We start from the raw sequence: 13,124 nt of genomic DNA on the forward strand, positions 1-13,124 counted from the left end.
TCGCGCTCATGCGCCTGGGTTGACCGCAGCCGGATGCATCTGGCCGGGCTTGTCGTCCATATAGCCCTTGCCGTCCTTCACGCCTTTTTTGCCAAGGCGCTGCCAGGCGGTTTGCTGGTCCACCAGCTTGGCCAGGTATTCCAGCTCTTCGTCGGTGTGGTTGATGGCCTTGGCAGGGGTGAGCAAACGTCCGTCTTTGGGCTGCACTTCGCCCCAGAAAGCCTGGTGGTAGTCCGAGCGGCTGACCAGCCGGTCCCGCCCCGCAGCCATGTCTACGGTGCCGTAGCAATTGCAAAAATAGCTGCGGTTGTCCTGGTCGGCAAACACTTCGGTGTACACGCCGGTGCCACGGATACCCGCAGTGACAGTAGGGGTCACGATGCTGCGCGCATTCCCTCTGCCCCACACGCTGATCACAGCACCCGTGAGCAGGCGCAACATGCCCACCGTACTCAAAGTGGCTCCGCGTTCCACGGTGAGTGTGCTGTTCTGGCGCACATGGAAGGAGGAGTTGCCGATCACAAAAATCAGGTTCGATGCGGGCCCTGTGGTGATCTGGTCACCACTCTGGATCGCTTGCTCCGGCCGCAGACGACTGCCATTGAGCAAGGCGTCGCCCACCAGTTGGACGATGTTGCTGCGGCTTTGCGCGTGGGCTGCCGCAGCGCCCCCCATGGCAGTCCAAGCGGCAGCTGCCTGCAGAAAGCTGCGGCGCTGGAACCAGGTGACTTCCGCATCACTGCGGCCTTGGAGGGTGTGCTGTGTCATGGTGTTTCCTCTGTGGGCGTGTCAAAACAGTCCCGGTAAGTGAAATAGAACGACGTGAAAAACATGGCGGCCATGGCCAGACCCACCGGGAAAAGGATGGCGTTGATCAATTCCACATTACCCAGCAAACTGACCACGATGGCAACCCCGGTGGCTACGCCAAGGAAAGCGGCCATCCATACCATGCCAAACACGGTGAAGGCCCAGAAGTTGCGCAGGCAGGCTACTGCGCTAAAGAACAGGCTCTTGACCGGGCTGATGCCATGCCAGTGCACGAGTGCGGGGGCATGCCAGAACAGCAGTGAGAGCGGCAGGTAGAGCACCATGGCCACCAGCGCCGCGGTCTGGAAGTCACCTTGCAGCACCACCTCAGGGGTGAGCTCGCCGCCCAGCAAATACACACGGGCGAACTGGCCGCCGTCAATCGTGGCAGAGATGCCCATGAGCAAAATGAAGCCCACCGCATAAAGCACACCGAGCACTACCATGGACTGCAGTCGTTCTTTGCCCGCTCGGAAACCCGCAATGAGCACTTGCGGCATGGGGAACTGGCCTTTGTCTGCAATCTCTGTCGCGGCCATCAGGCCCAGAGTGGCTGCCGGCAGCAGGGCCAGCGCAATTGGCGTGCCGATCACCGGCAACAGGCTGAGCAGCGAAATGGCGGCCATGAACATGAAAAACAGGCCTGTGAATGCCAGTGGCTGTTTCATGAAGGTGCGCACACCTTGCTGAAACCACACAACACCTTGGCGGGCGGGAACGATCTGGAGTTTCATGCGGTCTGGGTTTCCGGGTTCATCAGGGTGTCCAGTGTGAGCGGATGCGCGATGCGCTGCTGGAGCACCCGTTCAAAGTGCGTGGGATCGTGGGGTTTGAGCATGGAGGCTTCCCGCGGCAGGTACCAGTCCCACAAGCGGGAGAGCCAGAAACGCAAAGCTCCGGCCCGCAACATGGCCGGAAGCAGCTCGCGTTCCTGGGCGCTCAAGGGGCGCACGCTCTCATACGCTTGCACGAAGGCGCGGCTGCGCTCCAGGTCGGCGCGGCCGGTGGGCAGGTCTATGCACCAGTCGTTGAGGCAGACGGCCAAGTCAAACAACCACGTGTCGGTGCCGGCAAAGTAAAAGTCAAAGAAGCCGCTTAGGCGGGGTTCGCCGTCTAGGGTCTCAAACATCACGTTGTCGCGGAACAAATCTGCGTGGATGGCGCCGCGGGGCAGGGCGGCATAGGCACTTTGCGCGGCCACATGGTTCTGGTAAGCCAGTTCGCTCTGGATGAGTGCAGCTTGAGCTGCTTCCAGGTGGGGGAGCACGACGGGCACGGTTTCGTTCCACCAGGGGAGCGCCCGCAGGTTGGGCTGTTGCATGCCGAATTCCCGGCCGGCCAGGTGCATGCGCGCCAGCATGGCGCCGACTTGGCGACAGTGTTCCACGCCGGGGCTCAATTCGCTTTTGCCTTTCAGGCGGTTCACCACGGCGGCAGGTTTACCGTTCAGGCTGTGCAACACATCGCCATCGCGGTTGGCGGCCGGGTCCGGTACGGGGATGCCATGGAACGCCAGGTGCTTCATCAGCCGCAGGTAAAACGGCAACTGCTGCGCTGTCAGCCGTTCGAACAGGGTCAGCACATAGGGCGCCTGGTCGGTGGTGACGAAATAGTTGGTGTTCTCAATGCCACCGGAGCAGCCCTCCATGGTTTGGAGAGTGCCCAATTGCAGGGAGGAAAGAAAAGTGCTGGCCTCGTCGAGCGAGACCTCTGTGTAAACCGCCATGGCGCAATTGTAGGTGGGGCAATGACCGGCAAAGTGGCGCAACATGGGATAGCAATTCGTCGCCGGGCCGCCCCAAGACGAATTAGCCCCTTGAGGGGGCAGCGACCCGCGCAGCGGTGGAGCGTGGGGGCACAATACCGTTCATGACAGAATCCAAGAAAACCCTGCTGCTGGTGGATGGCTCCAGCTATTTGTATCGCGCCTTTTTTGCCGGCGGGGACAACATGAGCGTGACGCTGCCGGACGGCACTGTTCAGAAAACCGGTGCGGTGCGAATCATGATCAACATGATGAACAGCCTGCGCAAGGAATACCCGGCCGACTATGTGGCCTGCGTGTTCGATGCCAAAGGCCCGACCTTCCGCGACGAGATTTACCCCGAGTACAAAGCCCACCGCGACCCGATGCCCGACGATCTGCGCAGCCAGATCGCGCCCATCCACGAAATCGTGCGCCTGCTGGGCTGGAAGGTGCTGGACGTGCCCGGTGTGGAAGCTGATGACGTGATTGGCACGCTGGCTGCCACCGCCGCCTCGCAAGGCATTGAGGTGATTGTGAGCAGCGGCGACAAGGATTTGGCGCAGTTGGTGAACGAGCACATCACCATCATTGACACCATGAACGGCAAGCGCCGCGACTTGGCCGGAGTGGAGGCCGAGTTCGGCGTGCCCGCCCGCCTGATGCTGGACTACCAGACCCTGGTGGGCGACACGGTGGACAACGTACCCGGCGTGGCCAAGGTCGGCCCCAAGACGGCGGTAAAGTGGCTGCAGCAGTACGGCTCGCTGCAAGGCGTGGTGGACAACGCCGCCAACATCGGCGGTGTCGTGGGCGAGAACCTGCGCAAGGCGCTGGACTGGTTGCCCACCGGCCGCACGCTGCTGACTATCAAGACCGACTGCGACCTCACGGGTTGGGTTGATGGCTTGCCTGCTATGGATTCGATAGCTGCTGGCGCACAGGATACGGGCGCTCTGCGTGCTTTTTATGAGAAATACGGCTTCAAGGGGCTGGCGAAGTCCGTAGGTGGCGCTGAAACTTCGGCTGCCGCTCCTGCGCCCTCTGCGCGCACAGCCGAGCCGGGCTTGTTTGATGAGCCAGCCGGTGAAGCGGCTGCGCCTGCATCGCGCGTGAGCACGGTGGAATACGAAACCATCTTTTCTTTCGAGGCACTGGACGCCCTGATAGAGCGCATTCAAGCGGCCCCGCTGACTGCTTTGGATACCGAGACCACCTCGCTGGATGAAATGCGTGCCGAGATCGTCGGTATCAGTTTCAGCACCGAGCCGGGCAAAGGCGCTTACATCCCGGTGGCGCACCGTTACCCCGGCGCGCCTGAGCAGTTGGACCGCGACGTGGTGCTGGCCAAGCTCAAGCCTTGGCTGGAGAACCCGCAAGCCTTAAAGCTGGGTCAGCACATCAAGTACGACCGCCATGTGTTTGCCAACCATGGCATCGAAGTGCAGGGCTACGCCCACGACACCATGCTGCAGAGCTATGTGCTCGAAGCCGACAAGCCACACGGCTTGGCGAGCCTCGCCGAGCGCCACCTGGGGCGCAGCGGCATCAGCTTTGAAGACCTCTGCGGCAAAGGTGTGAACCAGATCAGCTTTGACCAAGTGGACATTGTCAAAGCTGCCGAATACGCCTGTGAAGACTCCGACCAGACGCTGGATGTGCATTTGACACTCTGGCCGCAGATCGAGGCCAACGACAAGCTGAAGTTCATTTACGAGCTGGAGATCGCCAGCAGCGAAGCGCTGTACCGCATTGAGCGTAATGGGGTACTTATCGACGCACCCACGCTGGCGGCCCAAAGCCACGAACTGGGCCAGCGCATCCTGCAACTGGAAACCGAGGCCTATGAAATTGCCGGCCAGCCTTTCAACTTGAGCAGCCCCAAGCAGCTGGGCGAAATCTTCTTTGACAAGTTGGGCATGCCGGTGGTGAAGAAAACCGCCACCGGTGCGCGCAGTACCGATGAAGAAGTCCTGGAAAAACTGGCGGAAGACTATCCGCTACCGGCCAAGCTGCTGGAGCACCGCGGCCTTGCCAAGCTCAAGGGCACTTACACCGACAAGTTGGCGCAGCTGGCACTGCCCCGCACCGGCCGTGTGCACACGCACTACGCGCAAGCCGTGGCGGTGACCGGGCGCTTGAGCAGCAACGACCCCAACTTGCAGAACATTCCGATCCGCACCGCGGTGGGCCGCCGTGTACGTGAAGCCTTTGTGGCTGCGCCCGGTTGCGTGATTGCCAGTGCTGATTACAGCCAGATTGAACTGCGCATCATGGCGCACATCAGTGACGACCCGGCGCTTTTGCGCGCCTTCCATGACGGACTGGACGTGCACCGTGCCACGGCGGCCGAGGTTTTTGGCGTGCCAGTGGACCAGGTGAGCAGCGAGCAGCGCCGCTATGCCAAGGTGATTAACTTCGGGCTGATTTATGGCATGAGCGCCTTCGGCTTGGCGCGCAATTTGGGTATCGACAACACAGCTGCCAAAAACTACATCCAGCGCTACTTTGAGCGCTACCCCGGTGTGAAGGCCTACATGGAGTCCACCCGCGAACTGGCCAAGCGCCAGGGTTATGTGGAAACCGTGTTCGGCCGCCGGCTGCAACTCGCGGGTATCAAGAACGCGAAGGGCGCGCAGCTGGCGGGGCTGGAGCGTGCGGCCATCAACGCACCGATGCAGGGCACCGCGGCAGATTTGATCAAGTTGAGCATGATCAAAGTGCAGCAGGTACTGGATGCGCAGAATAAGTCCACCAAGATGATCATGCAGGTACATGACGAACTGGTCTTTGAGGTTCCGCAAGACGAGGTGGATTGGGTGCGAACCGAGATCCCAAGCCTAATGGCCGGCGTCGCAGAGCTCAAGGTACCTTTGTTGGCGGAAGTAGGGGTAGGTCCTAATTGGGACAAGGCCCATTAACGCCGAGTATGGCTGGGAACACACTTTTGTTTAAAATTTGTTGAAAGTGTGAAAATTTTGTGGATAATTGAGCTAATTAATTAAACAGGGGCGTCGTATGGGACTCAGCGGAATCAAAATCGCGACCAAGCTCTGGTCTTTCATCGTGTTGATCATCGTGGCCATTTGTATGGTCGCCGTGATCGGGCTCATGCGCAGTTCTGCGATTTTGAGTGAAGGTCGCCAAAAGCAGGCCATAGCGCAGGATTTGGTGCAAATCGCTACGGAGTGGAACGGTTTGACCTCCACGAACTCGGCTCGCAATACGGCCATTCTTTTGAGTTCCGGCAATGCGTTGAATGACGCATTCAAGGATGTGGTGACGGCCACTTCCAACCAGATCACGGAACTGCAAACCAAGATCGAGGGCATGGCCCAGACCGAGGAAGACAAAGCCCAGCTGAAGAAAGTGGCAGACGCACGCAAGTTGGTTCTATCTTCTCGCGGCAAGGCACGTGACCTTAAGAAAGCCGGGCAGGATGCAGAAGCCATGCAGGCCTTCACCACCGAGTACGAACCCGCCTTGAAGGTGTATTTGGCTGAGCAGCAGCGATTCATTGAACTTCAAAAAGAACAGACGGCAAAGTTGCAGGTGGAAATCGAGGCCAAGCGGGCGACCAATACCACTGGCATTCTGGTGAGTCTGGCCGTGATCGTGGCAGCCATCTTTGCAGGTACGACTTGGCTGGTGCGTTCCATCCGCGAGCCTCTCAATATGGCCAATGACCTGGCTGCGCGCATCGCTGAGGGCGATCTGACACATTCGGTGCATTCCGACCGCACTGACGAATTCGGTCAGCTGTTGCATTCCCTGGAAGCGATGAACATTTCCCTCGGACGCATGGTGTCCGAGATCCGTGGTGGTACCGACAGCATTGCGATTGCCAGTGCTGAAATTGCCACCGGCAACAACGACTTGGCGCAGCGCACCGAACAGACTTCCGGCAACCTGCAGGCCACGGCCTCCAGCATGGACGGCATTACCCAGATGGTGCAGCACAGCACTGACAGCGCCCGCCAGGCCAGTGGCTTGGCGGCCAGTGCCTCCAGCGTCGCCCAGCGCGGTGGCGAGGTGGTGAGCCAGGTGGTGCACACCATGCAAGAGATTGATGCCAGTAGCAAAAAGATCTCCGACATCATCAGCGTGATTGACGGCATTGCATTCCAGACCAACATCCTGGCGCTGAACGCGGCGGTGGAAGCGGCCCGCGCGGGTGAGCAAGGCCGCGGCTTCGCGGTGGTGGCGTCTGAAGTGCGCTCTCTGGCAGGCCGAAGTGCTGAAGCTGCAAAAGAAATCAAGGCCTTGATTAACACCTCGGTGGAAAAAGTGGAGTCCGGCACCCAGCTCGTGACAGACGCTGGCTCCACCATGGAAGAGATCGTGCAATCAGTGCGCCGCGTAGCGGATGTGATCGGTGAAATCACCTCGGCCGCCAACGAGCAGAGCAGTGGTATCGCCGGCGTGAACCAGGCTATTGGCAATCTCGACCAGATGACCCAGCAAAACGCTGCGCTGGTGGAAGAGAGTGCGGCAGCGGCGGAAAGCCTGCGCGAACAAGCAGATCGCATGAAACAAGCCGTGGCCGTTTTCAAGGTCTCGGGTAACCAGGGCGGCACACCACTGGCCTCGGTGCCCGTGCGTTCCGGCAAATCCAGCCCGACATTCAAGGGGCCTGAGCGCCGCAGTGGTCAGGCTTCAGGCCCTCAGGCTCGCGCCTCTACCGCAAAAGCATCTGCGCCCAAGCCATCGGCTCCCAAGCCTGCTCCGGCACCCGTTCCAAGCTTGCAAAAACCTGTCGCCACCGCCTCAAACCGCACTGTTCCGGCCGGTGGAGACGACGATTGGGAAACGTTCTAATAGTGGTCGCCTTGGTTTTCCTGTAGTCTGCGTGTTGCCTCGCAAGTGCCTACACTTGCGATTGGTTTTCTTAAAACATGGAGACACGCATGCTGGAAAATTTAAAGAATGAATTGGATTCCCTGCGCCCCGGTCGCAGCACGGAAGCTGGTGCCACACGCCGCACCGCCCTGAAGGCCGCGCTCGGCGTGGGCTACGCAGCCACTGCGATGCCCATCATGGCGCAGACTGCGATCAAGACATCCGCCGATGGCCTCATCTCCGGTGAGCAGATTTACGACGTGGACGGCTACACCGTTCCTTTCTACTACGCAGCACCCGCTGGCGGCACCGATCTGCCAGTGATCCTGGTGGTTCAGGAAATCTTCGGCGTGCACGAGTACATCGCTGACACCTGCCGCCGTTTTGCAAAAGCCGGTTACCTGGCCATCGCCCCAGACTTGTATTCCCGCCAAGGCGATGCTTCCAAGTACACCGATATCGGCAAGTTGCTGGCAGAAGTCGTCTCCAAGGTGCCGGATGAGCAGGTCATGGCTGATCTGGATGGCGCCCTGGTTTGGGCCGCCGACAACGGTGGCGACCTCAAGAAGCTGGCGATCACAGGCTTCTGCTGGGGTGGACGTATCACCTGGCTCTACGCTGCGCACAATAAAGACGTGAAGGCCGGAGTGGCATGGTACGGGCGTTTGGTGGGCACCCTCTCCGAGCTCACCCCCAAGAACCCTGTCGACATTGCCGGCTCTTTGAACGCACCGGTTTTGGGTCTGTATGGCGGCAAAGATAACGGCATTCCGTTGGACACCGTGAACGAAATGAAGAAGGCCTTGGCTGCAGCCGGCAAAAAAGGCAACAAGGCTGCCAAGGCGTCGCAGTTCGTGGTGTACCCCGATGCAGGCCACGCCTTCCATGCCGACTACCGCCCCAGCTATCGCGAAAAAGAAGCCGCTGACGGCTTCAAGCGCGCATTGGCCTGGTTCAAAGCAAAGGGCGTTGTTTGATTCTTCTGGCGATAGTGGCCGGCACAATCGTGGCCGGCATAGGGAGTGTGTGGCTGGCTGCGGCACTGAGTTTCGGTGCTTTGGCCCGCTACACCCAGCATATGTTGAGTCTGGCGGCGGGGGCCTTATTGGCTACCGCCTTCATGCATTTGCTGCCCGAAGCGTTTGAAAGCCAGGCCGGCGCGCATGATTTGTTTCTGGTGCTTCTGGTCGGGCTGGTCTTTTTCTTTCTCCTGGACAAAGCCGAGCTCTGGCACCACGGCCACGAGCACCACCACGGCCCTGCGGCGCATGGGCACGAGGCGCATGACGATCACGGACATGCTCACCATGGCCACCATCACGGGCACAGCCATGGCGCGGACAAGCCCGCGGGCAGTTGGGCGGTGCTTACCGGCGACAGCGTGCATTGCTTCGGAGACGGTGTGTTGATTGCCTCGGCCTTTGTGGCAGATTTGCGCTTGGGTGCTATTGCCGCCTTGGCGGTGCTGGCCCACGAAGTGCCGCACCATATGGGCGACCTGATGGTCCTGCGGGCAGGCTCCAGCAACAAGAGGGCAGCCCTGATCAAGGTCACGCTGGCAGGTGCAGTGACCGCGTTGGGCGGTATCACCGGTTACTGGCTGGTCGACCAGCTGCAAGACTACCTTCCATATTTCCTGGCGGTGGCGTCCAGCAGCTTCATTTATGTCGCGCTGGCGGACTTGATTCCCCAGCTTCAAAAACGGCTCACCGCACGGGAAACTGCGGCACAAATTGCGTGGTTGGGTGTGGGCATCGGAATGGTCGCGCTCGTCAGCAGCATAGCGCACGCTCACTAAGTCCGTCCTGACCCATGGACGCTCAGGCTGAGTTTGAGATGGAGTTCGCGGACTCCGAAATCCGCCAAACCCTTTGGCGTGGTGACGATCTTCATGTGATCTTTTCAGCCGTTTCTGCGACCCGGCAGGTACCTGGCGATACGCCGGTAAACGGGTTCTTGCAGGGAGTGGAGCTGGTACTCCAGCGCTGTACGCCTGCTGCAACCACCACCTTGTTCGGGCGCGTGCGGGCTGGCAGTTTGCGCGTGCAGGGTCAATCGCCACAACTCCGAATGTCCGTGCCGTCCCGGTGGGAGATGCCACTTTCCTTGGAGCTTGAGCCCGCGCAATCCGGTGTGGTGGTGTTGCAGGCGCAAGCGATGGAGTGCCATTTGCAGACAGGGGGCGTTTTCCGCGAATCCTTGTTTTGCTGAGCGAAAAACCCTGCTTGTCATCATAATTTAATCAAACGTTTGATTTATATGCTTAGAATCGGCACCTATGTCGATTCCTTTGCCTGAGTCCGTTTCCGCCAAACCCACGCGCAGTGATGGGGTAGAAGCGCGCAACCGCCTGTTGGATGCTGCGTTGCAACTGTTTGCGGAGCAGGGTTTTGCCAAGACCTCCATCCGCGAAATTGCCCTAGCTGCGCAGGCCAATGTGGCGTCCATCAGCTACTACTTCGGTGACAAGGCCGGTCTGTACCGCGCCGTGTTTTCCGACCCACGCACCAATCCGCCTTTGCCCCCCGAAGCACTGGAGGGCACCGATGTGTCGCTGGAACAGGCGATCCGCGGTTTGTTGTCCAGCTTTTTGGAGCCGCTCAAGCAGGGCCATGTCACCCAGCAGCAGTACATGAAGCTCTGCTTTCGCGAAATGCTGGAGCCTACCGGCGCCTGGCAACAAGAGATTGACACCAATATTGCCCCCGCCCACATGGCCCTGACCCGCGGGCTCTGCCGCCATGTCGGGCTCGCTGAAGCGGATGACGATATCCACCGGCTCGCCTTCACCATCAGTGGCCTGGGCGTCATGCTCCATGTGGGCAACGACCTGTACACCCAGATCCGCCCCGGCCTGGTGAATACGCCGCAGGCGCTGGATGCGTATCTGGACCGTCTGGTGTCCTATGCCCTGGTGCTGGTGGACGCCGAAGCGCTGCGACGCCGCGCCAAAGCTCCGGCTCCCGCCCATTCCTCTGAATTCATCTCACTTCAAGCCCCATGAACCCCATGCATTTACGAACCCCCAAGCCTGCTTATGTGGCACTGGTGCTCACACTCATGTTGAGCGGATGTGCCATCGTCATGCCACCCGCCAAAGTCGATGCTGCTCCTGCCTTGCAATGGCAGGCTCCTCTGCCCCACCAAGGGGCGGTAGGCTCGCTGGCCCAGTGGTGGCAGAAGCAGGGCGATCCGCTGTTGGTGGAACTGATCGATGCCGCACAAGCCGTCAGCCCCAATGTGGCCCAGGCACTGGCGAGGGTAGAGTCCGCCCGCGCGCAGCGCACCACCGCCAATGCGGCTTTGCTGCCCAAGCTGGATGCGAGCGTCAGCGCCAGCCGTGGCGTGAGCCAGCCCGATGTGCCGGTGGCCACCACCCAATCGGTAGGTCTGCAAGCCAGCTGGGAGCTCGATCTGGTGGGCGCCAACCGCGCTGTCAGCAATGCGGCGGACGCGCAGTTTCAGGGTACGCAGGCCCAGTGGCACGACGCCCGTGTGTCAGTCGCCGCCGAAGTGGCCACCACTTATTACAGCTACGCCACCTGCACCCAGTTGCTCGGTGTGGCGCGCAAAGACGCAGCATCCCGCCAAGAAACCGCACGTCTGACCGAGCTCAATGCCAAAGCCGGTTTTGCGGCACCTTCGGTAGCCGCCTTGGCCCGCGCCAGCGCTGCCGATGGCAGCAGCCGCGTGACCCAACAACAGGCTGCCTGCGACTTGGATGTGAAAGCCCTGGTGGCCCTGACGGGCTTGCCTGAGCAGGATCTCCGACAAAAACTGGCTGCAGCGCCCATGGAGCGTGCGCAAGCAGCTCCTGTTTCCATAGCAAGCGTGCCCGCACAAACCCTGACCCAACGTCCCGATGTGTTTGCCGCAGAGCGCGACGTGATCGTCGCCAGCGCCCAGGTGGGCAGTGCCAAAGCCCAGCGCTACCCGCGCCTGACCCTGAGCGGTTCGGTGGGTGCGCTGCGCTACAGCAGCATGGGGCGCGAGACGAATCTGGATACCTGGTCCTTTGGCCCCTTGGCTGTCACATTGCCACTGTTTGACGGCGGCCAGCGCAAGGCCAATGTGGTGTCTGCCGAGGCGGCCTATGCGCAAAGCGTGTCGGTCTACCGCGGCAAGGTGCGCCAGGCTGTGCGCGAAGTAGAAGAAGCACTGGTCAACCTGCAAAGCACCGATGCCCGCAAGCAGGATGCCGCTGTGGCCACCGCAGGCTATGCCGAGTCGCTCGCAGCCACCCAGGCCCGCTACGGCCAAGGCTTGGCCAGTTTGGTGGAGCTGGAAGACGCACGCCGCAATGCGTTGGCTGCGGAGTCTGCCCAGCTCTCGCTAGGGCTGGAGCGCAACCGCGCTTGGGTGTCGCTCTACCGCGCTTTGGGTGGCGGCTTCGAGCCAGACCGCCTAAACGCGGACATCACCTCAAGCGTCGCCGATCAGCCACGCCCCTAACTCCCTCATAAGTCGCGCACAACTCCCGCATACCTCCCGCACCATTCCCCGAATTTTTGTTGTCACCTCTTTGAGAGCAAAGCCATGAACCAATTTCACTTCAAGCCCCTGACCCTGAGTCTCCTGACCGCCAGTGTGCTGACCCTTGCCGGCCTCGGCCTGTTTGCCACCCGCACGCAGGCGGCCGATGCCCCCAAGGCCGCTGCTGCGCCCAAAGCCGCGCTGACCGTGTCCACGGTGCAGGCCAAGAACAGCCAGCTGCCCGTCAAGCTGTCGGCCAATGGCGGTGTCGCCGCCTGGCAAGAAGCCAGTGTGGGCTCAGAGGCCAGCGGCCTGCGCGTGGCTGAGCTACACGCGGGTGTGGGCGACAGCGTGAAGCGCGGCCAGGTGCTGGCGACCTTTGCGTCTGAAAGCGTGCAAGCCGATGTGGCGCTGGCACGCGCCAGCCTCAACGAAGCGCAGGCCAATGCGGCGGAAGCGCTGGCCAACGGCGATCGCGCGCGTGCGGTACAGGGCACCGGCGCCATCAGCGCCCAGCAGATCAACCAGTACCTCACGCAAGAAGCCACCGCCAAAGCGCGCGTGGCGTCTGCCCAAGCTCAACTGGACGCCCAGTTGCTGCGCCTGAAGCAAACCCAATTGCTCGCGCCCGACAGCGGCATCATCTCTGCCCGCAGCGCCAGTGTGGGGTCAGTGGTGGGGGCGGGCACCGAGATGTTCAAGCTCATTCGCCAAGGGCGGCTGGAGTGGCGGGGTGAAGTGACCTCGGCGGAGTTTGCCCGCATCAAACCCGGCATGACGGTGCTGGTCACCTCGCCCGGTGGCGTGCAGGCCAAGGGCAAGGTGCGCATGTTGGCGCCTACCGTGGATGCTGCTACCCGCAACGGCCTAGTGTATGTGGACTTGTTGGCTGCGTCGACGGCCGGCCAGTCGCTAGGTGGCGCATTCAAGCCCGGCATGTATGCCCGTGGTGAGTTTGAGTTGGGCAGCACCGGCGCATTGACGGTGCCACAAACCGCAGTCGTCGTTCGCGACGGTTTCAGCTACGTGTACCGCGTGGGCACTGACAGCAAAGTCAGCCAACTTAAGGTGCAGACCGGCCGCGTGGTGGGAGAGCAAATCGAAATCCAAAGCGGTGTGAAGCCTGAAGACAAGCTGGTGGCGAGCGGCGGCAGTTTCCTGAGTGAAGGCGACACCGTGAAGGTGGTGGACGCTGCAGATTCCAAGCCAAAAGCGGCTGCAGCGCCCGTAGCACCTGCGCAAGCAGCTACGAAATAAG

General features: G+C 61.0%; 11 protein-coding genes. 8 read left to right on the forward strand and 3 right to left on the reverse strand.

The annotated features are described in order from the left end of the window. Positions 1-6: 6 nt before the first annotated feature. The 3 genes from AEP_RS19505 to AEP_RS19515 are packed head-to-tail and all read right to left on the reverse strand — an operon-like array spanning position 7 to position 2,536. Positions 7-768, reverse strand: coding sequence for an iron dicitrate transport regulator FecR (locus tag AEP_RS19505; protein ID WP_087496932.1), 762 nt, complete (start codon positions 766-768; stop codon positions 7-9). Beyond that, positions 765-1,544 carry a BPSS1780 family membrane protein gene (locus AEP_RS19510; RefSeq protein ID WP_087496933.1) on the reverse strand — a complete coding sequence of 260 codons (780 nt, stop codon included), beginning with the start codon at positions 1,542-1,544 and terminating at the stop codon, positions 765-767. The genes AEP_RS19505 and AEP_RS19510 overlap by 4 nt, the downstream gene beginning before the upstream one ends. Next, the gene (locus tag AEP_RS19515; protein ID WP_087497440.1) at positions 1,541-2,536 is read right to left on the reverse strand and encodes a homoserine kinase; all 996 of its coding nucleotides are present in this window, start codon (positions 2,534-2,536) and stop codon (positions 1,541-1,543) included. The genes AEP_RS19510 and AEP_RS19515 overlap by 4 nt, the downstream gene beginning before the upstream one ends. A 143-nt stretch (positions 2,537-2,679) precedes the next feature. Here AEP_RS19515 and polA point away from each other — a divergent pair, with 143 nt between their 5' ends. The 8 genes from polA (at position 2,680) to AEP_RS19555 (ending at position 13,123) form a co-directional block, all read left to right on the forward strand. Beyond that, positions 2,680-5,475: a DNA polymerase I gene (gene polA, locus AEP_RS19520; RefSeq protein WP_087496934.1), complete on the forward strand. Its 2,796-nt coding sequence runs from the start codon at positions 2,680-2,682 to the stop codon at positions 5,473-5,475. A gap of 97 nt (positions 5,476-5,572) precedes the next feature. Continuing rightward, entirely contained in the window at positions 5,573-7,372 is a 1,800-nt protein-coding gene (locus AEP_RS19525) for a methyl-accepting chemotaxis protein (protein WP_087496935.1), read from the forward strand. Between the two features lie 89 nt (positions 7,373-7,461). Continuing rightward, complete coding sequence (locus tag AEP_RS19530; RefSeq protein ID WP_087496936.1) at positions 7,462-8,370, forward strand: dienelactone hydrolase family protein; 909 nt, start codon at positions 7,462-7,464, stop codon at positions 8,368-8,370. Then, entirely contained in the window at positions 8,367-9,191 is an 825-nt protein-coding gene (locus tag AEP_RS19535) for a ZIP family metal transporter (protein WP_087496937.1), read from the forward strand. Before AEP_RS19530 ends, AEP_RS19535 begins: the two co-directional genes overlap by 4 nt. Before the next feature lie 14 nt (positions 9,192-9,205). Further along, complete coding sequence (locus tag AEP_RS19540) at positions 9,206-9,604, forward strand: hypothetical protein (protein ID WP_087496938.1); 399 nt, start codon at positions 9,206-9,208, stop codon at positions 9,602-9,604. Positions 9,605-9,671: 67 nt separating this feature from the next. Beyond that, positions 9,672-10,397 carry a CerR family C-terminal domain-containing protein gene (locus AEP_RS19545; RefSeq protein WP_087496939.1) on the forward strand — a complete coding sequence of 242 codons (726 nt, stop codon included), beginning with the start codon at positions 9,672-9,674 and terminating at the stop codon, positions 10,395-10,397. A gap of 5 nt (positions 10,398-10,402) precedes the next feature. Then, the gene (locus tag AEP_RS19550; protein WP_087497441.1) at positions 10,403-11,845 is read left to right on the forward strand and encodes an efflux transporter outer membrane subunit; all 1,443 of its coding nucleotides are present in this window, start codon (positions 10,403-10,405) and stop codon (positions 11,843-11,845) included. An 84-nt stretch (positions 11,846-11,929) separates the two neighbouring features. Then, positions 11,930-13,123: an efflux RND transporter periplasmic adaptor subunit gene (locus tag AEP_RS19555; RefSeq protein ID WP_087496940.1), complete on the forward strand. Its 1,194-nt coding sequence runs from the start codon at positions 11,930-11,932 to the stop codon at positions 13,121-13,123. The last annotated feature ends 1 nt before the right edge of the window (position 13,124 follow it).

The organism is Curvibacter sp. AEP1-3 (assembly GCF_002163715.1).
Classification (GTDB): domain Bacteria; phylum Pseudomonadota; class Gammaproteobacteria; order Burkholderiales; family Burkholderiaceae_C; genus Allorhodoferax.

Excerpts from the sequence above, each read along its gene's own strand:
- AEP_RS19505 (WP_087496932.1), bottom strand. The coding sequence starts at position 768 with ATGACACAGCACACCCTCCAAGGCCGCAGTGATGCGGAAGTCACCTGG.
- AEP_RS19510 (WP_087496933.1), bottom strand. The coding sequence starts at position 1,544 with ATGAAACTCCAGATCGTTCCCGCCCGCCAAGGTGTTGTGTGGTTTCAG.
- AEP_RS19515 (WP_087497440.1), bottom strand. The coding sequence starts at position 2,536 with ATGGCGGTTTACACAGAGGTCTCGCTCGACGAGGCCAGCACTTTTCTT.
- polA (WP_087496934.1), top strand. The coding sequence starts at position 2,680 with ATGACAGAATCCAAGAAAACCCTGCTGCTGGTGGATGGCTCCAGCTAT.
- AEP_RS19525 (WP_087496935.1), top strand. The coding sequence starts at position 5,573 with ATGGGACTCAGCGGAATCAAAATCGCGACCAAGCTCTGGTCTTTCATC.
- AEP_RS19530 (WP_087496936.1), top strand. The coding sequence starts at position 7,462 with ATGCTGGAAAATTTAAAGAATGAATTGGATTCCCTGCGCCCCGGTCGC.
- AEP_RS19540 (WP_087496938.1), top strand. The coding sequence starts at position 9,206 with ATGGACGCTCAGGCTGAGTTTGAGATGGAGTTCGCGGACTCCGAAATC.
- AEP_RS19545 (WP_087496939.1), top strand. The coding sequence starts at position 9,672 with ATGTCGATTCCTTTGCCTGAGTCCGTTTCCGCCAAACCCACGCGCAGT.
- AEP_RS19550 (WP_087497441.1), top strand. The coding sequence starts at position 10,403 with ATGCATTTACGAACCCCCAAGCCTGCTTATGTGGCACTGGTGCTCACA.
- AEP_RS19555 (WP_087496940.1), top strand. The coding sequence starts at position 11,930 with ATGAACCAATTTCACTTCAAGCCCCTGACCCTGAGTCTCCTGACCGCC.